Annotated in this window: 12 protein-coding genes, 1 tRNA gene and 5 pseudogenes; 10 read left to right on the plus strand and 8 right to left on the minus strand. The window is 68.0% G+C overall.

The annotated features are described in order from the left end of the window. Positions 1–6: 6 nt before the first annotated feature. Positions 7–978, plus strand: a pseudogene (thiC, locus tag UK94_RS39235) (phosphomethylpyrimidine synthase ThiC); the annotation flags it as partial. Positions 979–1,110: 132 nt separating this feature from the next. Here thiC and UK94_RS04010 read toward each other — a convergent pair. Then, on the minus strand, positions 1,111–2,757 hold a 1,647-nt coding region (locus UK94_RS04010; protein ID WP_235486441.1), incomplete at its 5' end, for a toll/interleukin-1 receptor domain-containing protein. Positions 2,758–3,199: 442 nt separating this feature from the next. Here UK94_RS04010 and UK94_RS04015 point away from each other — a divergent pair. Continuing rightward, a tRNA-Arg gene (locus tag UK94_RS04015) sits at positions 3,200–3,272 on the plus strand. Positions 3,273–3,332: 60 nt separating this feature from the next. On the opposite strand, the gene UK94_RS04020 is transcribed toward UK94_RS04015, so the two are convergent. Further along, complete coding sequence (locus UK94_RS04020; RefSeq protein ID WP_041938776.1) at positions 3,333–3,602, minus strand: hypothetical protein; 270 nt, start codon at positions 3,600–3,602, stop codon at positions 3,333–3,335. Positions 3,603–4,016: 414 nt separating this feature from the next. Here UK94_RS04020 and UK94_RS04025 point away from each other — a divergent pair, with 414 nt between their 5' ends. Next, a complete protein-coding gene (locus UK94_RS04025; RefSeq protein ID WP_011602040.1) occupies positions 4,017–4,424 on the plus strand; it encodes a helix-turn-helix domain-containing protein in 408 nt (135 codons plus the stop codon). 3,657 nt (positions 4,425–8,081) lie between these two features. Then, positions 8,082–8,327, plus strand: a 246-nt coding sequence (locus UK94_RS39240; RefSeq protein ID WP_235486443.1) for a hypothetical protein, incomplete at its 3' end; no start/stop codon positions are given. A gap of 627 nt (positions 8,328–8,954) precedes the next feature. Here the strand turns inward: UK94_RS39240 and UK94_RS39245 are convergent. Further along, a partial coding sequence (locus UK94_RS39245) for a hypothetical protein (RefSeq protein WP_235486445.1) occupies positions 8,955–9,512 on the minus strand: 558 nt, incomplete at its 5' end. Positions 9,513–10,001: 489 nt separating this feature from the next. Here UK94_RS39245 and UK94_RS39250 point away from each other — a divergent pair. Continuing rightward, positions 10,002–10,199: hypothetical protein (locus UK94_RS39250; protein ID WP_235486447.1), on the plus strand; the 198-nt coding region annotated here is incomplete at its 3' end. A gap of 1,213 nt (positions 10,200–11,412) precedes the next feature. Here UK94_RS39250 and UK94_RS39255 read toward each other — a convergent pair. The 5 genes and pseudogenes from UK94_RS39255 to UK94_RS75750 form a co-directional block, all read right to left on the minus strand. Further along, positions 11,413–12,168: pseudogene (locus UK94_RS39255) on the minus strand (ATP-binding protein); the annotation flags it as partial. Between the two features lie 849 nt (positions 12,169–13,017). Continuing rightward, positions 13,018–13,326: hypothetical protein (locus UK94_RS04055; protein WP_235486449.1), on the minus strand; the 309-nt coding region annotated here is incomplete at its 5' end. Between the two features lie 252 nt (positions 13,327–13,578). Then, a complete protein-coding gene (locus UK94_RS04060) occupies positions 13,579–14,358 on the minus strand; it encodes a response regulator transcription factor (protein WP_083866697.1) in 780 nt (259 codons plus the stop codon). Then, positions 14,355–14,895: pseudogene (locus UK94_RS39260) on the minus strand (histidine kinase); the annotation flags it as partial. The pseudogene UK94_RS39260 and the gene UK94_RS04060, both read right to left, overlap by 4 nt. A gap of 1 nt (position 14,896) precedes the next feature. Next, positions 14,897–16,187 (minus strand): annotated as a pseudogene (locus UK94_RS75750) (histidine kinase); the annotation flags it as partial. A 2,017-nt stretch (positions 16,188–18,204) separates the two neighbouring features. On the opposite strand from UK94_RS75750, the gene UK94_RS39270 reads away from it, so the two are divergent. The 5 genes and pseudogenes from UK94_RS39270 to UK94_RS72775 all read left to right on the plus strand — a co-directional run. Next, a complete protein-coding gene (locus UK94_RS39270; protein WP_041938782.1) occupies positions 18,205–18,507 on the plus strand; it encodes a hypothetical protein in 303 nt (100 codons plus the stop codon). 1,616 nt (positions 18,508–20,123) lie between these two features. Next, positions 20,124–20,318, plus strand: a complete 195-nt coding sequence (locus UK94_RS04085) for a hypothetical protein (protein ID WP_157734118.1) — start codon at positions 20,124–20,126, stop codon at positions 20,316–20,318. Positions 20,319–20,423: 105 nt separating this feature from the next. Beyond that, positions 20,424–20,861 (plus strand): hypothetical protein, encoded by a 438-nt coding sequence (locus UK94_RS04090; RefSeq protein WP_055748791.1) that lies wholly within the window; start codon positions 20,424–20,426, stop codon positions 20,859–20,861. 431 nt (positions 20,862–21,292) lie between these two features. Continuing rightward, a partial coding sequence (locus UK94_RS39275) for a type II toxin-antitoxin system PemK/MazF family toxin (protein WP_235486564.1) occupies positions 21,293–21,569 on the plus strand: 277 nt, incomplete at its 3' end. A 1-nt stretch (position 21,570) separates the two neighbouring features. Beyond that, positions 21,571–21,649: pseudogene (locus UK94_RS72775) on the plus strand (type II toxin-antitoxin system PemK/MazF family toxin); the annotation flags it as partial. Positions 21,650–21,817 lie beyond the last annotated feature (168 nt).

A 21,817-nucleotide genomic window follows, 5' to 3' on the forward strand; every position in this document is an offset into this window, starting at 1 on the left:
GTGCCNCTGACCGCGCGGCGGCGGACCGGGATCGTCTCGCGCGGCGGTTCGATCCTGGCGTCCTGGTGCCTCGCCCACCACGAGGAGAACTTCCTCTACACCCACTTCGCCGAGCTGTGCGAGATCCTCGCCGCCTACGACGTGACGTTCTCGCTCGGCGACGGCCTGCGGCCCGGCTCGATCTCGGACGCCAACGACGACGCCCAGCTCGCCGAGCTCGCCACCCTGGGGGAGCTGACCCGCGTCGCGTGGGAGCACGACGTGCAGGTGATGGTGGAGGGGCCCGGCCACGTCCCGCTGCACCGCGTCGAGGAGAACGTCCGCCTGCAGCGGGAGATCTGCCACGACGCGCCGTTCTACACGCTCGGGCCGCTCACCACCGACGTCGCGCCCGGCTACGACCACATCACCTCGGCGATCGGCGCCGCGGTGATCGGCTGGCACGGCACGGCGATGCTCTGCTACGTCACCCCGAAGGAGCATCTCGGTCTGCCCGACCGCGACGACGTCAAGGCCGGCGTCATCGCCTACAAGATCGCGGCCCATGCGGCGGACCTCGCCAAGGGGCATCCCGGCGCGCGGGCCTGGGACGACGCGCTGTCGGACGCCAGGTTCGAGTTCCGCTGGGCCGACCAGTTCCACCTGGCGATGGACCCGGACACCGCCCGGTCCTACCACGACGAAACCCTGCCCGCCCCCGCCGCGAAGACGGCCCACTTCTGCTCGATGTGCGGACCGCACTTCTGCTCGATGAAGATCTCCCACCAGGTGCGGGCCGCCGGGGACGGCGCCGCCCCGGCCGTCCGGACCGGTCCAGCCGCCGTAACCGGTCCGGCCGCTCTGACCGACCCGGCCGCCCTGGCCCCGCACCCGCACCCGGCCACGGCGGACGAGGAGGTCGCCGCGGGACTTCGGGCCAAGGCCGCGGAGTTCGCCGCGGCCGGCAACCGGATCCACCTCCCGATCGCCGGCCCCTGAGCGTCGCGGCGGCAAGCCGGGCGAGCGACCGTCGCTCTGGGTCGTCGCCGCGGGTCGTCGCCGCGGGTCGTCGCCGTTGGCGGTCGCCATCGGGCGGTCGCCATCGGGCGGTCGCCACTGAGTCGCCGGGGGTCAGGTCCGCGCGGGCGAGCCGGGGAAGGGCGGCGGCGTGGTCGGCCGGTAGCTGCCCTGGATCGCCCGCTTGATCTGCTCGACGAAGGTGCGTCGCGCCGTCTCGTCGTCCAGGTTGACGAGGTCGATGTAGCTGATGCCGCGCAGCAGCCCCTGCGTTTCCGGGGGGCACACGGCGACCCGCACCGGAATCAGGCGCCGCTTCATTCCGGTCGGGTCCGCCCACCATGCCGCGTGCCACTCGGCCTGGACCTTCGCCGAGGCCAGGTAGTTCTCGGAGAGGACCACGAGGGTCCGTTTCGAGTGGGACACGGCCTCGTTGAGGCGCGCCACCAGATGATCCCCGGCGACGACGTCCCAGGTGTCGAGATGCACCTGGAAGCCCTGCTGTTCGAGCAGCCAGGCACACCACTCACCCCAGGCGCCGTCCTCCTCCGCGGCCGAGACGAGAAAGTCCCATCCGGCCGTGGTGCGCGGCTCCTCGGCGACGATCGGCGCCGCCGTCGGCGGAACCGACTGCTGCTCCGCCTCGGGCACCCGAGGGTCGCCGGCCGCCCCGTCGCCCGCTGCCCGGTTGTCCGCCGGGGGCAGCTGGACCCAGGCGGGGCCGGTAAGGCCGGGAACGTCGGTCTCGACCCGCCGGAACGAGTCGGGATCCAGCTCGCGCTGCCGCTGCTGCCGCCGCCGATCGACGGCGGTCGCGAACAGTGCGCCCGAGATGATGACCCCCATCTCCGCGGTGGGGAACTCCCCGAGCAGGCGGCTGAGGGCGGGCGTGTCGACGAGGCGCGAGGCCGCCTGAGCGGCGTCACGCAGGGCGGCGTCACGCAGGGCGGTGGTACCTCGGGCGGTGTCACCTCGGGCGGCGCCGGAAGCGGCGGGAGCGGCGGCGGTGTCGTCGGCGACGGCCCGCCCCTGGTGCAGCGCGACCCGCAACCGCACGCGACCGCTGTCGTTGCGCGGCCGGTTGTAGGCGTGCAGCATGCCCCCCAGCTCCCGCACGAGATCCGCGACGACCCGTTCCGCCGGCACGTCGTCGCGGACCACCCCGAGCAGCCCGCCGCCCCGGTCCTGGACGCGGACCGCGTCGGCCGGCAGGTCGCAGCGCTGCGCGGCGAGGCCCACGAGCTGGCGCAGGCCATCCCGCCAGGCCACGGGCACCCCCACCCCCGCCGGGCCGAACCGAACCGGATCGATGGCGAACAGGACACTGCCCGCCGGCGCCCGGACCCCCTCGGAACCCGTCCCGGACGGGCCCGCCGCCGGCGCTGCCTCGACGCTCGGGGAGCCCGCGCCGGCCGCCGATCCGCCCGCCGCCGTTCCAGCCGTCGCCGACCCGGCCGCCGCCGTTTCGCCCTCTGCCGTTCCGGTCGGCTTGGTGGCCGCGGTGAAGACCTTGTTGGCGGGGTAGGCCGCCGCCGCCGCGGCCAGGATGTTGACCCGACCATCCGCCAATATGCCCAGGTGAAGGTAGTGGTTGATCTCGTCCCAGAACTCCAGCGGGGTCTGCGTCGTCCAGGACGGCTGCCGCCCACGTTCCAGACCGGCCCGTTCGAGTATCGCCATGGCGTTGGATGGACGGTAGAAGGCTCGCGCGAGCATCTCCACCTCGATGTCGGTCAGCCGCTCCGTCACCGCTCCCCCAGANCCGTCCCGCCGCACCGGCAGCCAGACCTGACGAGCGCCGCGCCGCCGCCGTCCGCACCGGGTTCCGCGACTCCCGCCGGATGCTGCTGGCCGATCTTACGTTGCGACCGACTCGGGCGCGCATAGCGTGCGTTCACCGGCACAATCGGTCAGGCGTCAGGCGTCAGGCGTCAGGCGTCAGGTGGCGGTCGGCGCGGTCCTCGCGTGCGCGGGTTCCGCAGAGGGGACCCACCGATGCCACGCCGGCGTCGTGCCGTGCGCCGCAGGAACAGCGCGAAGCGACCCGCGGCTGCGTCCCGGCACCGGCCAGGCAGGGATGCCCCACGACCGCCACTCACCACGAGCATCAGACGAACTACAGATGGTCCCACCTCGACGCGGCCCGTGAGTCGCTCCGGCGGTGCTGTAAGCTGGCACCGCCGGCCACCACGGTGGCGGGCGCGCGCTCGTAGCTCAACGGACAGAGCATCTGACTACGGATCAGAAGGTTGGGGGTTCGATTCCCTCCGAGCGCACGCAAGGTTGAGACAGGCCGGAGCCCCGCACCCCCATCCAAGGTGCGGGGCTCTGCCGCTTCAGGAGCCAGAACGACCGGCCATGCGCCCGAGCGCGACCAGCGCCAGGCCGCCGAGCAGCAGGCCCAGGCCGAGCAGGCCGAACCAATCCACGAACAGCAGCACGCCGATGGTCGCGGCGACCACGCCCCGATGCCGCCAGCAGCCCCGCACCGCCAGCCACAACCCCTTTCCGGCCACCGCCGCCACCAGCATCCACACCGGCACGTGTATCTCCTCGGCCCGTGTCGGCATCCGCTGGAAACGCTGGTCACCGTCGATTCTGGACATGGCAACACCACCCGCTTTTCGGACGTGCGAAATCAAGGGCAGGAGAGGTAGGGAAATCTCGGGCGGCCCGGATCCCGGAGAAACGATCCGGCTCCCCCGATTGGACCGGCGGGGTCGAGCTACGACGCCCGCGGACCCGTCACGCCGGCGGCATCCTCAGCGGCGAAACGGATTTGCTCCGCCACGGATCCCCCTTCCTGAGATCGTCCCCACCGGCCGGACCAGCCCCACCGGTTGGGTACGGATCGAGAATGCTCCGCCAGAAGAGCGCTTTTCAAGCGGTATATCGGCGGTGCATGAGCAGTCGGGATCGAAAAAGGCCGTGACGGCATGAAGCTATGCACGCCATGCCGGGTCGATATGGCCATTGACCAGGTCAGCTACGGGCAATGCGAATTCGCTAGCATGCCGTGCATGACTGATCGTTCCGGTCCCGTCCGTGTTCCCGATTCCGGTCGGGACTCCGACGGCGAGGATTGGACGGCCGTAGCGCAGGCCATCAACACCAGGATGACCACCCGCCGTATCGGGCAACAGGAGCTCGCCGACCGGGCCGGCATCGCTGTGTCCACGCTGCGGCTGGTGCAGCACGGCGCGACCCGCCGCGTGCGTACCAAGACCCTGTCGGCCATCTCCCGGGCTCTCGACTGGCCCGACGATCACCTTGTGCGTGTTCTGACCGGTGACCACGTGGCAGCGCCCGCGGCAGTGGACGAGACCGCGGCGCTGGGGCGGCAGATCCTCGAAGGCGTCCGCGACATCCGCGACGACCTACGGGCACTCGTTCGCCGCCTGGACGACCTCGACGGGCTCCAACGCTGACGTGCCGCCGCGGCGCTCACTCCCGTGGACTTGTTGCCCGCCGGAGTCCTGGCGCACCGCGGACGTCCGCGCACAGGCGAAGACCCCGGACCTCGGTCGGAGGGGAGAGGCCCGGGGTCTTCCTGTGGCCGGCGGTGTGCGACCCGTCGGATCACCGGCCACGTTCAGGGTGGGAGGACCCCACCGCCCCCGGATGGGAGGAGGTGGAAGGGCAGGGCCCTCCCGGGTGACAGGTCGGACGGTCGATTCCGGCCGGTTACCGGCTCAGGTGGGGAGTGTCAGCTCCCACACGGTGTGTTCGGTCCAGGACCCGGCGGCGCTCACCCNCNCCTCATGCGGTCGGCCTCGATACCCACGCTGAAACCGGGACGCGGCGACGACGGGAGCGCGTTGGCCGATCGGACCGCGTCGGATCGATGGCAGATCCTGGGCGTAACACAGCGCCACGGTCGTGCTGGCGAACGGGGTGNCCTTCCGGTGGATCGTCACGGTCGCGGCGGTCCCCAGGACCGCGGCCGCACCGCGGCATCTTCCAGGAACGGCGCTATGACGGGCTGGAACTCGGCCACGAGAGCCACCAACGGCCCGCCCCGCGTGGACTCCACGGCCTCTGACGGCTCCGCGATCAGCAGCCCGTCCACGTCCGGCACGCCCAGCGGGGGTAGAGGGCTCCCCAAAATCATGATCTTAGGCACCGGGCAGCAGCTCCCACGCCGTGTAGTCCACGGTCCGACCGCCGGTCTCCATCCGCATCCGGTGNGGCACCGGTGTGACGGCAACATCGAGATCCTCCGGCCCGGGGGCCACGCCGACCGTCACCACGGTCAGATCCCGATCACCGGCCCACTCCCGCTCCCCGCGGATGTACCGGCCGATCAGGAACGCCACCCCGGTCTCCATCACCGTCGCCCCCGACGGCCACACCGTCACCGTCCCCCCGCCGGTATCGGCCACGGTGCTCAGCGCCCAGCCGACCAACCGCCTCCCACCACGCGCCGGCAGGAAGTCGGTGTGCACGCGACCGCCGCTGTCACGGGCCACCAACGGCCCGGCGACGAGCAGCCCGGCGCGGCCGGGATGGAGCAACCGGGGGATGTCCTCGGCCGGCACCTCCCACGTCCGCGGNCCCACCCGAGCTCCACTCACCGTGCCGTCCCCGCGGCAACAGACAGGCCCGGCAGCACGAGCGCGTTCGCATAGCCCTGTTCCCGCGCGTAGTCTCTCGCCTCTGTTCCGGACAGAAACCAGCCGATCACGCCCGCCAGGGTTCCGCGGGGACTGCGCACCACCAGCGCCCACCGGATCCGGTGCACCCTGGACGCCGCGTCGGCGGTGTTTTCCCGGCCCCGCCGTCCTCCCTGTGGCCGGCTTCCGCGGCAGGAACAGGTCCCGCCTGGAACACGTCGAGCTCACCCGGACGGGCGTAGGCGCGGCATCCGCAGCCGCATCGCTGACGCTGCCCGCCTCGCCACACAGATCAAGACGCGGCAGCGCGGCAATCGGCGTGCCCGTCCCGCGTGCCCGTTGCCTGCCGTTCATCGCTGTCCCCTTCGTCGTCTCCTCGCCCACGCCACCCACCCCGACGGGTCGGACGCCCGCAGGGTCGCCCGGCGACCAACCACGGATCGGCGCGGATGTCGTGACCGGCACTGGTGTCGACGCCGCCCGCGGAGGAACACTCGGCACGGACGGCGCCGACTGCGGACAAGACTCACCGGAACCGGGCAGCCACGGAATGTCGAGACGGCATGGAGCGACGGCATTCCAGCGCCGCCGTCTCCGCAGCACTATGGGCAGCTCAGCGCCGGTCCGGCGCCCTTTGACCGCTCGAGCCGGACTTGTGATGCCGAGACGACATCGGCCCAGCTATGCTCACCGTGCTGATCTGCTTACGCGGCTTGCCCTGATCTGCCACCGACCGAAGAGCGATGCATGACCGNCGATCCCGAATCCGCCTGGCAGCGCTACACCGTCTCCGCGGAGCTGCTGCACCGCGACGACATGGCCGACGCCCTGCGCGGCCGGGACTTCGGCGCCGCGTTCCTGCTCATGCGCAAATGGGATCACGTCAGCCAGGACCNCATAGCCTCCTCGATCGAGGGCTTCAGCCAGTCCAGGATCAGCCGCATCGCCGGGGGCAAGGCGAAGGTCGAGGAAGTCGAGGTCGTCGAGCGCATCGCCGACGGCCTACGCATCCCCGGTGCCATGGTCGGCCTGGCGCCTCGCCCCTGGGAAGTCCCCGGCGCCGCAGGCGTCGCACCGCGACCGCCGCGGGAGACGCTGCGGGTGCCCACCCACCTTCGGGAACAGGCGGGTGGGGCGTTCGGGGCGCCGCCGGTGATGCCCCGGCGCGACGAGGTCACTGACTCCATCCGCCAGCTTCTCGCTTGCATCGAACCCCCCNCTGCCAGCCGAGGCCGCCGGGTCGAGCTTCCCCCGATCGACCTCGAAGCGAAGATCCTCAATGCGTGGAGTTCGGGTCGGCCGCGGGAGGNCTCCCCGGTCCTGGTGATGGTGGCGGGGTTTCCTGGGTCGGGGAAGACGGAGTTCGCCCGGTTCATCTGCGAGATCACCNGCTGGTCGCTGCTCGACAAGGACACGATGAGCCGCCCGCTGACCGAGTCCCTGTTGCTGTCGATGGACACCGACCCGAACGACCGCCAGGGCGAGGTCTACACGGGCCGGATCCGCCCGTTGGAGTACCGGGCGATGTTCGACACCGCGTTCGACAATCTGCGCTTGGGCCTNCCCACGGTCGTGACCGCCCCGTTCGTGCGTGAGCTGACGGACGCGGCGTGGATGGAGCGGATGAAGAAGCGGTGCGCGAAGGCCGGCGCGGCGATCGCCGTGGTCTGGCTACGCTGCGACATCGACTCCCAGCGCGACTACCTCGAATCCCGCGACGCCGCCCGCGACACGTGGAAGCTGTCCTACTGGGACGAGTACGTGGCCACCATCGACCCCGACCAGCGTCCCGTGTGCACCCACTATGTGGTCGACAACAGCCGCCACGCCCGCAGCAACCTTGCCGAACACGCCCGCCGCCTGGCCAGCCGGATCCGCGATGCGTCCTGACGCCGTCATCCTTTANGGCCCCCCCGCCGCAGGGAAGGACACCGTCACCGCCGCCCTCACCGCGCTGGACGATCGGTATGTGCACTTCGACCGGCTGAAAGTCGGTGCCAACGCCGGTGCCCCCTACCGGGCGGCATCCGCCGACGAACTTGACCGCCTCCAGGCCGAGGGGGCGATTCTCTATGCGAACGAGCGGTACGGGAACGTCTACGCCATCGACCGGCCCCGCCTCGACGACCTCACCACCGCCGGCCGCGTGCCAGTCGTGCACCTCGGCCAGGTCGCCGGCATCCACACCCTGCATGCCGAATATCCAGNCCGGTGGGTGACGGTCCTGCTTTGGTGCCCCCGCGAGGTTACCGCCACCCGAGCCCGCCAGCGCGGGAGCACCGACGTTGCCGAAAGACTGACCGTCTGGGACGAGACGAAAACCGATCTCGCCGCCGCGGACATGGACGTGTTCGACGTGGTGCTACGCACCGACCAGCGACCGCCCGACGAGGCTGCCGTTCACATCCACCGCGCTCTGACGGACCGGGCCCGAGCCGTCCCGCCGGTATGGGACAAGGTGGACTGACCGCGATGCAGCTTGTCCTTCCCGCCCTCACCTTCCGCACCCCCGACGGCGCCATCGACACCGCCGCCACCGTCGCCTACGCCCGGCGTGCCGCGGGAACATGGGCGCACCGCTTCATCCTGTCCGGCACCACCACCGGCGGACACCAGGCCAGCGAAGCCGACCGCGCCGCGGTCGTCGACCTGTGGGCGGACACGATCGGAGTGGACCGGCTCACCGCATGCTGCTGGACTCCCGCCGACATCACCCACNCCACCCACGCCGGTGTCGTCCCGATGGTCGTCCTGCGAGACCTCGCCAACGACGCCGAGGCCCTGAGCCTGTTCGCCGCTTTGCCGAGGCCGAGCTACCTGTTCAGCCACCCGGAGTTCAGCCCGACCACCCTGACACCCGAGCTTGCCGCCGCCGCCCGCGCCGCCGGTGTCCTGCCCGCAGCCGCGAAGGTCTCCAAGGTCCCACCAAGCGGCATCGCTGCTCTCCGCACCGCGACCGGCCCGGACTTCACCCTGTGGGACGGCACCGCCCGCCACATCAGCGCCAGCCTCGACGCCGGAGCCGACGGCATCGTGACCGCACCCCTCAGCCACCTACCCGACCCGTTCCCCGCCACCCAGGCCGACCAGCTCCAAGCCGCCATCGACGCCGCCCAACACCACCTCGACACCCAGACTGGCCGAGACGCTCGGACCGCCGCCCTGTTCGTGATGGCCACGGCTGGACACCCGAGCATCGGCACCTGACGTCGTGTCTGCCGAATTGCTCGTTTTAGGATCAAGTCGCGGTGCGGGCCCGCGCCGCGCGGCCGCCTGCGCGCGGCCGTGAACGGCCGTGCTCGCCGGGCGCGTCGCGGCCCCCCCAAAAATCTCCCTAAGCCAAGTTCACGTACGAACAGAGATCTCCACAACAGGCTGGAGCACCTCAAGCCTTCCAGCATATGCGCGAATTACGGCATCATAAATGTCGGTCTTAGTGCTGCGAACTGCAACAACAAGTGCATACCTAATCTTATTAGCCGAGTTAGTGATTCCACCACCCATGCGCGCATTATAGTGAATATCGAACATGGGGCGATACAGGGTGTTCCCGCGAAATCTCTGCTTTGCGTTGAGGACCGTGTCCCACTTCTGCGCATCCCGGCGCAGAGTTTGCTCCGAATCATAATTAGTACGTTTAAAGAAGGACTTACTCTGAGGATCGGTACTTTCGTCCTTCGCGAAGCGACGAGCATCGGGCCGGAACGTCACCTCGAGCCCACTCCGGGTGTAGCTTCCTGGATCTTGTGGATCTACAGCTGTCGCATAGCAGAAAGTTGCGCTAATTTCTACCATTCCATCCAGCTGCTCATCGGGCATCGGAATCAGCGCGCGAAGATACTGGCTCGGCTCCAGCTCGCCCTGATAGATCACGCGTACAGTGTTCTCTGGGCAGGTGACAAGNCTTTCCAAATCGCCTCTTAGTCGGCCCCAACCGACCTCAGACCTATCGTTCATAGCCCCGTCTGCACCATGGATAAGGAGGGCCTTCAGCGCAAGAGGATTCAAACGACTACCAAAGTGTGCGCGAATTCCGGAGGCCAGACGTAGCGCCGCAGGTGCTGCGAACGACGTGCCGCATGTCGACGCTATTTGCGGAGAACGATCCGTGGCGTAGACCATGAAAGGCTCACGATCTTCGCCCCCAAAATGTAGGAGATCCGGCTTCACTCTACCGGGGCTGCGACCAGGACCAAACGCGCTGTAGCTGGCGCGCTGCCAACCCTCTCGCACACTATCCGCAGCGCCTACACCAAGGGCATTGACGCAATCAGAGGGTACTTGGATCCGCGCCTCACCAAGGTCGGAGTCGCCCTCCCCATTGTTTCCGACCGCTACCGCTGCTAGTGCGCGACCGTCGGCGAGATACTCATCCAAAAGCGCCGTCCATGCATGAACTTCGTCGTCCTCAACGGGGAGAGCTGGACCGATGCTGAGGCTGAAAAGTTCATAGCACTCCTGCTTCAGCACACTCTCAATCCGTTTCAATACATCGTAAAGCTCGTAGGGGTCACTATCAGTCTTCTCGTCAAGGACCCGATAATGATCAATTCGACTGTACGGCCGCGGCGCCGGTTTACCGACCACAAGNCAGCCGAAGAGAGCAGCTGAAGTGACATCATGGCCGTGTTGTAGAAGCATAGGTCGGGAGGTAGACACCCCTTGAGTGTCTAGAGCGGTTACCCATCTACCAAGCTCACTCGTTTCGTCAAATCCTCCATCGAAGATCGCCATTCGGAGATCGGGGTCAACCGGTCCCTCGGACGGCAAGGGGGAAATCGGTGAGTTCGGGAGTGGGACCGATCGTTCTATGGGCATCAGCCTGCGCAGTCGAGGCATAGCGCGTACAACCCGGAGAAACGAAAATCGTGCAAGATCGGAAACCGCATGAATCGGGGCCTCGACAGGCATGAAGCACAGACCACCTGCGTACACTCTACGATCTAGATCGGGCTGTACACCAAGCGACAACGCGTATTCTTCGAATGCCAAAATAATGTACTGTGCCGCAGGAGAGTTACTTGCATGTAGGCCGACTTCGAGTACAATTGCTTCGGCCGAATTTATCTGGGGAGCTCCAGAAGTGTTGCGTATCTTCTCAACACTGGTGGGCGCACGGAAGTCTTCCAATCGTTGGATCTGTTCACTAATTCGATGTGGGGAATGACCAAGATCGATGGCCCAACGCTCGAATGATTCACGTTTCCCTGCGACAAATATATCCGTGCTTGGCAGCGGCTGAGGATTCCCCTCTCTAGTCCATCTTTCCGGCTGGACAGTGACAGGACGGCTTCCTACTTGTCTGAGATTAAACTCGTCGAATAGCTGCTGCGGATGATACGATTTTGCGATAGACTGAGGATGNAGTGTTACTATTCCGATAGCTTCATTCTCCGGACATGCCGAGCGTGGCAATGCATCCAAGATCGCTGCAGCTTCCCTAACCCTCGGGTGCAAACGCTCTATTGCCTCCTGGTAAGAGTAAGCGGGTTGCGGACCCCCGCCGCCACCAGGCGGAGGGNTACGTTCCGTCAGGCGCTCACCGTAACCGAGGAGAAAGCGCGGCTCATCCGGCATCCCCAATTTCCTCTCTTTTAGCGCTGCTACTTGACTGATTTGCCATATATTTACGAATCGTATCCCTACTTACGCCAGTCATTTCACTTGCTCGCCTTTGAGACATTCCTGTACTTCTGATTATTTCGGCTACAAAGCGTCCGCGCTGGGNGGCTGGCAGCGTTCGGATGCGAATCTGGGCTATCTGGAAAAGCGCCTGCTCGATGGAGGTCCCGTCCAAGACGGNCGCTCGACGGGCTCGCATGACCTCACGTTCTACGTCATTGAATGACGATCCCACATAAAGTTGTGCAAGCATGGAAAGTGTTTCGTTCCCGATTTCATTTCCGTCAAGATAGCGCTGAATCGCCGCTGCAAGTTTCTCTGGCTCAGGTAGAGGGAATTCGACGAGAAGCTCAAATCTTCGCCACACTGCCGGGTCGAGTAGTTCGGGGTGGTTAGTCGCGGCTAGAAGAAGAGATCCCCCCGGCCAGGAATCAACTTCCTGCAGAAGTACCGTAACCAACCTCTTTAGCTCACCGACATCCGTTACGTCATCACGCTTCTTTGCAATAGCATCAAGCTCATCGAGAAGTAGAATACTCTTCGTGCTCTTGGCGTAATCAAGAACCTTGCGAAGATTATTTCCTGTCCGACCCAGCAAACTACTAATAACGGTCGAAAGATCGAGCACTATCAAGGGGACGCCAAGTTCCCTGGCTAGCCAACGCGCAGCGAGAGTTTTTCCAACACCAGGAGGACCCGTAAAAAGTGCAGTTCGGGTAGGAGCTATACCCGCCTCGAGTAGAGGTTCGGGCATTCGATATTCCCGAAGAAGTTGTTGCAGCGAGGCATTTGTTTCCGTATCAAGTACTGGCTCAACCGAGAGTACTACATGCTCCTCTTCGCGAACGAGAGGAAGGCGTGACTCCGTGTCGATCGGCTCCGCCATTACCGTTGCGCGACCAGCACTACTTCTAAGGGGGCTTTCGCGAAGGAGCATGACGAGGTCCGATGCCAGCGCCGGCCTTCTGTCCCTGTATCGCCNAGCAAGGCGCCGGAGCGTGACCTGCGCGTGGGAGGAGTTCGAGGCGAGGGCAAGTCGCGCCACATGGACTAGATCTGTCTCTACCTCCGAGAGCTCGTCCGTCTGAGGGTTGGATGGGTTCGAGGNCATGGCATCAGCCTACCGGGCTGGTGGACTAGCAAACAGGGTCAGGACAACAACTAGTCCACATCGTAGCAGTCTCCTTGTGATCCGGTGACGATCNCCTGACCCTGCCGATACGGCGGGCACTCACTGCACGGCAAGGATCAAGACCTTCCTGATCTTTGGCGCGAACGAGACGCCCCCGGCGCTGTGGCGTGACAGTCGGGCAGCCAACACTTAATGATCTTCAGGTGATCGCGTCAGCGAACGCTCGGTGACTGCAACAGGCAGACGATCCGTACTGCAGTCGTACTGCAACCGGGACAGACACCCGCAGACGTCCGTGGACATCACGCAGCCTCTGACCTGCTCCGATGGACACCTGTGGACGTCCGTGGACGGTGCGCCGAGGGCTACGGATCAGAAGGTTGGGGGTTCGAGTCCCTCCGAGCGCACGCAAGGTTGAGACAGGCCGGAGCCCCGCACCCCCATCCAAGGTGCGGGGCTCTGCCGCTTCAAGAGCCAGAACGACCGGCCATGCGCCCGAGCGCGACCAGCGCCAGGCCGCCGAGCAGCAGGCCCAGGCCGAGCAGGCCGAACCGATCCACGAACAGCAGCACGCCGATGGTCGCGGTATCAGAAGCGGCCCGAGCGCCAAGAAAACCGCCGGTACGTTAGGGTTCGCGGAAAACGAAGGAGCGGCTAGGACTGCGCTGCCATCCCGAACTTCTCCACGGCCAGACGGCGGGATTCATACTCGTCGAGCCACCGCAGGTGGTAGATTTCGCCGACGAACCTGAGGCGCCCCAGATCCCAGTCGTCGAGCTCCTCAGGGAGGTCGTCGGGTATCACGATCGTGTCCGTGAACGAGATCTCGCTTCCCGGCAGCACCAGGTACAGCATGGCTGCATGGCGGCCCGCTGACCACCGACGCCACCATAGGGCGCCGCCGGTCTGCTCCGAATAGACCTCCGGCACGACAAGCAGGAGTCCGATCTCGACCGGGCCATCNCAGATCCGCGCCACGCGGTGGCTGTACCGTTCCAGCCGCGGGTCAGCCACAAGGGACTCACGCGGCGGGCGCCAAGGCACCGGCTGACCTTCCTTCCGGATCGGATGAGAGACAGGCCGTGGACAATCCTCGGACGAACCGGTGACTGCCGCCAGCAGGCCGAGCGGCGGGAGCGTACGCCCCGAGACATCCGACTTCCGGACGGCTGGAAATGGAGAGGTTCCAGTGGGGCCTCATCAGGACGACCGACGTCACGGGTGGGCTCGCAGGTAGGCGAGGACCGCAAGGACCCGGCGGTGATCGTCAGCTTCCAGGTGCAGGCCCAGCCGGGTGAAGATGCTGCGCACATGGGAGTCGACCGTCTTCTCCGCGAGGTGAAGCCGCCGGCAGATTCCCTGGTTGGATCGACCCTCGGCCATCAGGGCAAGGACCTCGCGTTCCCGCCGGCTCAGACTGCCGAGCTCGCGGCGCCGGGCCCGCATCAGCAGGTCGACGATCGCGGGGTCGACGACATGGCCGCCCCGGGCGACGCGGCGCACTGCGCCCACGAAACCCATGCTGCTGACCCGCTCTTTGAGCAGGTAGCCCACGGACCGCGGGTCGTCGCCGAACACCGCGTCGAGATAGTCCGACTCCAGGTACTGGGAGAGCATGAGCACGGCAGTGCCGGGATGGGTCCGGCGGATCTCGACCGCCGCCTGCAGCCCTTCCGTCGTGCCGGTCGGCGGCATGCGGACGTCGACGACGGCGATGTCCGGCCGAACCGAACCGACCGCTGCCAGCAGGCTGACCGCATCGCCGACCTGCGCCGCCACGTCGAAGCCGTGGTCGCGCAGCAGGACAGCCACCGACGCGCGGATCAGCTCCGCATCGTCGGCGAGCAGCACTCGGATCGGCCCGTCCGGCGGTGTGGGCGGCATCAGGTCATCATCGGGTGTCACCGTGACGGACGCCGTCGGGTTGCGGGGCGCCGTCGGGTTGCGGGGCGCCGTCGGGTTGTGGGACGCCATCGGGGCCGGGTACGTCGTCATGTCGCGCGTCCCCTCTGTCGTGGCTCGGATTCCCGGCGTGCCGGCTGGACTTGGGCGCAGGGGATGACCGCAGCGATGCGGGTGCCGGCGCCAGGTTCGCTGCGGACGGTCAACGTCCCGTCCAGGGCAGCGACGCGATCGCGCAGGCCGAGCAGGCCGGAACCGGAGCCGGAACCGGAACCGGAACCGGCGCCGCCGACCCCGTCGTCGGCAATCTCGACCCGCAGAGCACCGCAGCTGTAACCAACGGTAATCCACACACCGGTCGCCTGGGCGTGCTTCAACGTGTTGGCCAGCGCCTCGGCGACCACGAAGTAGGCAGCCGCCTCCGCCGACGGGTCCAGCCGTCCGAGCACCGGTGGAGGCGCGGGACGCAGGTGGACGTCCAACGGGCATCGCTCCGCCAGGCCGCGCAGCGCGGGTAGCAGGCCCGCGTCGGTGAGGATGGCGGGGTGCAGGCCGCGGGCGAGTTCCCGCAGCTCGCCGATCGCCGCGTCGAGTCCGTCGGCGCAGTCGGCGAGAAGCTGTGCGGCGCCCNGGTCGGTGGTGCCACCGAGGCGGTGCCGTGCCCGCATCAACGTCAGCGCGACCACCACCAACCGCTGTTGCGCGCCGTCGTGCAGGTCGCGTTCCAGTTCGCGGCGGGCGGCGTCGGCGGCCGCGACGATCCGCCCGCGAGACGCCCGCACCTCCACCAGCTGGGCGCGCGCCTCGGCGGTCAGCCGCTGGTTCTCCAACGCCAGGCCCGCGACCGACGTCACCGCGTCCAGCAGGGCGGTGTCCTCCCGCAGCGCCGGGTCGTGCAGCAGCACGGCGACCCGTCGGCCGCCGCGCTCCACCATCCGGGTGCAGCGCTCGGCGTCCGCCGCGGGCAGCGTCATCGGCTGGCCGTCGCCGTCGACGAATGTCCCCGTCTCGGTCTGGGCGTACCCGACCTGCAACGACAGGTCGCCCAACGCCTGGGCCAGCTCGGTGCGCAGCTGCGCGGCGCTGACCGGCTCCCGCAGCCGGACGAGCAGCCTGTCGACCGGGCTGCGCCCCATCCGCAGCCGCAGCACCCCGACGACGAACCCCAGCGGCAACAGCCACAGAGCCACCAGGGAGATCCACATCGACTGTCCCCGCCACGGGTGGCCAGGGCCGAGCAGGCCACCGGCGGCCGTCGCCGCGCCGCCCAGCGCGGTGGCCAGGTAGACCGGCGCCAGCACTCGCCGCAGCGGCCGGCCGGCCCCCGCCCATTGACGGGCCAGCATCACCAGCACGGCGACGGCCACGGCGGCGGTGAGCAGGCTAGCGGCCCGGTCGAGCTGCCCGCTGAGCTGCTCGCTGTCGACGACGAGCAGAAGGTTGCGCCGTGGGATCGGCAGCCCCTCGTTGTTGGTGAACAGTGCCCGGATCGGCGTGAGCCCGAAGGCCACGGCGTAGGCCGTCGCGGCCAGTCCGCGCCGCGTCCGGGTGGTGAGCCTTCCGGTGGGGAACGCCAGCACCAGGTGGGTCAGCACCGCACTGGACGCCCGGGGGAACAGCAGGCCGGCGGTGTGCACCCACGGGGTGGTCGACAACTGCAGGTCCTCCGCGGGCAGCGCGACGCCGACGAGCACCATGAGCAGTCCCATTCGGGTTTCCGGCCGGCGCAGATGCGCGACCACGCCGGCGCAGAGGAAAAGCATTCCGCCGGCGCCGCTCGCCACCGTGTCAGCCGCCGAATGATAGTGCTGGTCGACCTTGAACGTCAGCGCGGCAGCGGTGAGCGGCAGACCGACACCGGCCGCCAACCACAGCGGCGCAACGCCCCACCACTGCGATTGCCCCCGCGACTGCACCTGCATTCCCGCACATTCACACCGGGCCGGACGCGGTGTCAACGGGCCCTGCCCGGTCTGGTTGGTCTGGTCAGACTGATGGGTCTGGCCGGGAAACGGCCGCGGAAGACCGCGACCGCGCGGACGTTTTTCAGGGCCAGCCCTGATGCCGGGCGCCGTCTCCGCCGGCACGCTGAATCCGCATCCCAGCCGTCCTCCGCATCCCGTGTTCCCGGAAGGTGACAGATGGAGCTTTCCCGCAGGCAGTTACTGACCGCCGCATCCGTGGCGACGGCAGGCGCGTTCGTCTCGACGGCCGGACTCACCCCGGCAGCGGCGGCAGCGGCGACGGCGACGCTCATCGGGACGACCGTCGCCGCTCCCGCCATCGTCGGCCCCGGGCCGTCCGGGCAGCCGTTCCAGATCGCCTTCGCGGGCGGCGGCGGCTATGGCGCAGGCGCCCCCAACCATCTGATCAACATTGCTCACGGCAACGACCTGGCGCATCCACGGGTGCTGCCCTACCGGACCGGCGACGCCCTCGNCCTCGCCTGGGACGGCAGTGGCATGAGTACCAGCCTCACCCTCGCCTGGACGCACTACTACGACCGCACCCGGCGGCTCAACCTCGGCCGGTCGGCCAACGGCGCGACCTTCGACCTGTTCCCCGCGAGCAGTCACACGTGCCTCGGTGGGGTTGCCCTCACCCGGCACGACAACGCCGTCATCGTCGGGTGGGCCGGCGGCGGTGGTCCCGGTGGCGGCGCGCCCGACGGCCGGGTCAACGTCGCCGCCCTGGGCGGACGTCCGGTGACCCTGCCCTGGCGCACCCCGTCGGCGCCCGCCCTGGCGGGCGACCCGGGCGTCTTCTGGCCGGACGGACGGCCACGGCTCTACGTCTGCTGGAGGGACGCCGAAGGCTACCTGTACTTCACCTACTGTGGCTATCGCGATTTCGGCGAGTTGCTGGACCNCAGGCGCGTTCAGCGGGTGGAGACCCGCGGGAAAGCCGAACGGAGCTCCCAGAGCCCCGCCCTGGCATTCAGCGGTGACCGCCTGTATCTCGCCTGGCCAGCCGTCGACCGTGCACATCACATCAATGTCAAGATTATCGCCGGTGCCGGCGCCGGGCAGAAGATGACCGGATCGGAGACCGCCTCCTCCGCCATCGCTGTGCAGTCCCACTACCGAGGGTCGGCGAGGGGATGGACAGGACGATACGTCTACCGCGGCACCGACCGGATCGGCGGCGTCTACCTGACTGACGCGATGCCCCTGTGATCCACCGACCGGCCAGAACGGGCACGGACGTTGCCGAAGCCGCGGTCGGGGGTGAACACGACCACCCAGGCGGCGGCACCAGGTGAGGGAGGCGTTGTCGCCACCTCGGGTGCCTACGGCGGTTCGCGACCCCTGACGATGAGGCCGTGGCCGCCCGCGTCCGTCTGGACCACTACCTTCAGCTCGTCCGCGCGGAACTCCACCAGGCCATCAACGTCGGGAGGTCCATCGCCGACTGCGTGGCCCGCGCCCGGGGTCGCGTCCCGTTCTGGTCCGACGACACGATCGCCGACGCCCTCACCGACCGCGGAGCCGACCCCCTGTTGCGCTGTCACCGCCGTCCTGCGCACCGCCTACCACCAGCCCCTCACCCTCGCCGACCTCGCCGAACTCTGGCCGGGTGGCCCGGTCCCGGGCAGCTCAGGCCCATGAACCGAATGACCGGGCGACGAAGCCGAAGACTGCCAGCGGCAAGATTTTCCATGGCTACTCCGCGGAAGCAGCGACTATCCACAGCCTGTGGATAGTCGCTGTGCGTAATGAAAATCGATGGGATTGGGCGGGATGGTGCAGCGAACCGCCTATACAACGGTTGGCGGAGAGTGGCGCCGGTACTCGGAATTTCCGATTTAGAAAAAGTGCCGCGTGTGGTCAGTATCCACGCCGACTCGATGGCCTGACCTGCGTTCCGTGAACCCACTGGCTAGGGTTGCCCTCGCGCCATCACCGCACGAATAGCAATCATGACGAAAGGGTTCACGAGATGACTCAGCAGGAGCAGCAGCAGCAGCGTCAGCAGGTTGAGCAGCAGCTCCGCCAGAACTGGCGGCAGCTTCGCTACCGTCTGCTCGACCAGTTCGGTCAGGTCAGCAGCTCCGACCTGGACGCAGCGAGCGGCATCAACGACCTCATTGCGCGGATCTCCGACAAGACGAACCACAGCGAGCGGTACGTCGAGAACCGTCTCCGGGAACTGGTTGGCGTTGGCGCTGGCCAGGGCGGGCAGTTCGGTGAGCGTCTCGGCGGGCAGCAGGCCGGTCAGGGCCAGCCTTTCGGCGCCCAGTAACAGCCACTCTCCACCGGGCAGGCGCAAGCAGGGAAACCACGGCCCCCACCCGGCGCGCCTGCCCGGCCTTCGCCCGTTGAGAGCAGCCGGGTGCTGACCCGTCCCGAGTCGGCGGCGGGTCGGAACCGATGCTGACGGATGGCAGCCACAACGGCAGTCAAGGCCACGCCCGGNGGTGGACGGGCGACGGCACTCGGCGGACGAGGCTGAGCGTGCGACCGCAGCGGCGGACGCTGGCGGACGAACCTCCGACGATGAGCTGGCTCACGAAATGACGGGGCAGCCCAACCGGATGTCTCGCTCGAAAGCCGCTCCAGGAGGGACGCGCACGGTTTGAGAAAGGCCAGAGCCCCGCACCCCGATCCAAGGTGCGGGGCTTTGCCGCTTTCAAGATCTTCGGTACTGCAATCAGGGCTGCAATGGCGGCACGGTAGTCAGCCGTCCTCGCGGCGGATGCGGAGCAGACCGCCTCGATCGCCGAGATCGCCGTGCGGGCTGCCTGGTCGTCAACGCGGAATACCACGATGCCACGATGGGACCCGGGCGGATAGGCACGGACGTTGCCGAAGCCGCGGTCGGGGGTGAAACAATCCGGCCATCGTCGCCTGCAGCGGCGAGCATCTCAGGGTTCGTCCGTCCCGCACGCTGCTCGCTGAACACGGTGTCGGCGTCGATGTTGAACGTGGCGAGCCGTTCGGCCAGCGAGACCGGTAGGGCGAGCAGGCCGCCCCGGNGGCCGACGTGCTTGTCTGGCATCCCTCCGAGGCAACAGCCCTGGCCACCGCGGCGGCAATGGGCGCACGGGGCCGGGTCGAGATCCGTGACAACGGCACACCCATCGACCTGACCGACCGCAGCGCAGGCATCGACTACCTGACCTTCCGCCGTCTCGCCGAGGCACTGAACGTCAGCCCCGGCAAGCTGGACCAGCTACGCGCCGAGCTCCACCAGGGCCAGCCCGCCGACGAACGCTTCCCCCTCTGGCCAGTCCAACCCCGAATATGCTGAGAGCGGGCTGGAGCCGGTGGAAAGACCGCGGCCGAACAGAAGGCCACTGTCATCGCAACGCCGCTACNAGGCCCCCTCAAAACAGGCGGCCGGCAGGTCACAATCGGCCGGCAGGTCACAATCGGCCGGACGTCTTCCGGTCATCGCGTGAAACGCCGGCGGGGGACCTGGAGATGTACCGCCGTAGCCTTTCCGGCCCGCGAAGGACAGGGCTCCCGGAGCCCAACCGCCAGGACTCTGTACCNGAGCAGGGCCGCCGACGATCCTACAACGGGTCACCAGTCATGACGGCGAGCTACCTTGCCGAGGCCCTGGTTTGTACTACCTTCGGTGGGCGNCGTCGTGCCCAGGTCGGGGTTGGTGCAGTTGAGACGAGAGGCGCAGAGTGAGAACTCGTGTCGGTACCCTCGCGGCGAGCGCACTTCTGGTGTGGTCGGAGCCGACTTCCTGGCCGGTCAGGACATGGCGCTGGAGGCGCCCGGTGTTCTCCTGGCAGCGATGGGGCCTCAGTGTCGTCGTCGGATGCGCTCTCCTCGGTGGGGCCATGGCGCCGGCGGGCGCCCGTTCGAGCCGGCAGGCGACGTGATCAAGCGATGAGGAGTGCGGATATGCAGCAGGAACCGGATCCCGAGCGGGGACTGACCGCGCACCAGCGCGAGTTGTTCCAAACCCTGGTCGACAGGTGCATGGATTTCGGCATGCCGACCGACGAGACCTTCCAGGCGCTCCGAGCCTGCGTGCTCAGCATCAGGACCGACATTCAGGGAATGACTCGCTACCAGGTCACGAAAAGTGACCGGTAGCGGGAAATGTGACGGCTGCCACCCGAGGGGTGGATAGGGGACGACTCGAACTCAACGCCGGCGACGAGTCTCGGAGCCGGAACGACCCAGCACCGGGGGTAGAACGTGGATCCGACGCCTGCAGTCGATGGCACGGGCAACTCCGGCGATGCCCGAGGTGGCGGCCTACGCGACGTCGTGCGGCTCACCATCCCCGCCGCCGGCGCCTACCTGGTCGTCCTGCGCACGGCGACCGCGTCTCTGGCCGCGCGGGCGGACTTCACCCTCGACGACATTGAGGACCTGCGGATCGCGGTGGACGAGGCCTGCGCCCTGCTGCTGGTCTCCGCGGTCCCGGGATCGGCCCTGGAGTGCGTCTTCACGCTGTCGCCAGGCCTCCTGCGGGTGACCGTCTCGGTCGACAGCTTCGACGGCGAGCCGCCGTCGAAGGACACGTTCGCCTGGACCGTGCTGAGCGCGCTGGCCGGCGAGGTCGCCAGCTCCACCGGGCCGGGTCGGCGAGTCACGATCGCGCTGGCGAAACGGCGCGGCGACCGTGGCTAACAGCTGATCCCGCGGCTGCCGTCCAGCTTCCCGGTCGCCGTCGCGGCCTCGCTCGCTCGCGCGAGCCGGCGACCTGACGGCGTCGAGCTGCGAAGGCGGCAGCGCCGTCCGATTATTGTGGCGGCATGGGATTGCTGGGGGATCTGGTCAGGATCGTGTCCGACCTGGTGACGGGCGGCCGGCGCCAGGGTGAGGCACCCCCGCGGGAGGCGGGACGGGTAGGCCGGCGGCGGTCGGTACCCACATCGAAGGCCCCTTCCCCCGCCCCTTCCTCCGCTTCGCCCTCCCCTTCGTCCTCGGGGGCGGCCGCGCGCAGTCACCCGGCCCGGGAGCGGGCGCGGTCGTCTCGCGCGNACGAGGAGGGCTCGCCGGGTGAGTTCGGGCCGGATGCGACCGTGGAGGTCGATCCGGGGCGCATCGGGTCGGTACGGATGAGCTACGCGCCGCAGTCGGACGGGGCCCCGGATCCCGGTGAGATCGTCTGGACGTGGGTGCCGTTCGAGGAGAACGACGGGCGGGGCAAGGATCGGCCGGTGCTCGTGGTGGCCGTCGAATCCGCGGGCACCTACCTGGCCGTGCAGCTCACCAGCAAGGAGCATGACGGCGAGGGCGACTTCGTGCCCGTCGGCGCGGGCGGGTGGGACAGCGAGCGCCGACCGTCCTGGGTCAACCTGGACCGGGTGATCCGGGTGCACGAGGGCGGGATGCNCCGAGAGTCGTCGGCCCTGCCGCGCGAGCCGTTCGAGCGGGTCACGGGCCGGCTGCGTCAGCGCTACGGCTGGCGCTAGGCGCTGTCGGGTTCTCGGCCGCCAGGTCACCCTGACAGCCTTACCCCCGAGTCATTTTCGACTCAGTATTAAGGATTGTTTCCCTTTGTCCAGAAGACCTGAAATGTTATCGGCGCCGGTCGACTTACGACGATGCCACTGACATAGTTCCAGCAGCCTTCCTGTCGG

It is taken from the genome of Frankia sp. AvcI1 (assembly GCF_001420875.1).
Lineage (GTDB): Bacteria > Actinomycetota > Actinomycetes > Frankiales > Frankiaceae > Frankia > Frankia alni.

Bases quoted from the DNA above. Each gene is read 5' to 3' on its own strand.
- UK94_RS04020 (WP_041938776.1), bottom strand. From the start codon at position 3,602: ATGTCCAGAATCGACGGTGACCAGCGTTTCCAGCGGATGCCGACACGG.
- UK94_RS04025 (WP_011602040.1), top strand. From the start codon at position 4,017: ATGACTGATCGTTCCGGTCCCGTCCGTGTTCCCGATTCCGGTCGGGAC.
- UK94_RS04085 (WP_157734118.1), top strand. From the start codon at position 20,124: ATGCAGCAGGAACCGGATCCCGAGCGGGGACTGACCGCGCACCAGCGC.
- UK94_RS04060 (WP_083866697.1), bottom strand. From the start codon at position 14,358: ATGACGACGTACCCGGCCCCGATGGCGTCCCACAACCCGACGGCGCCC.
- UK94_RS39270 (WP_041938782.1), top strand. From the start codon at position 18,205: ATGACTCAGCAGGAGCAGCAGCAGCAGCGTCAGCAGGTTGAGCAGCAG.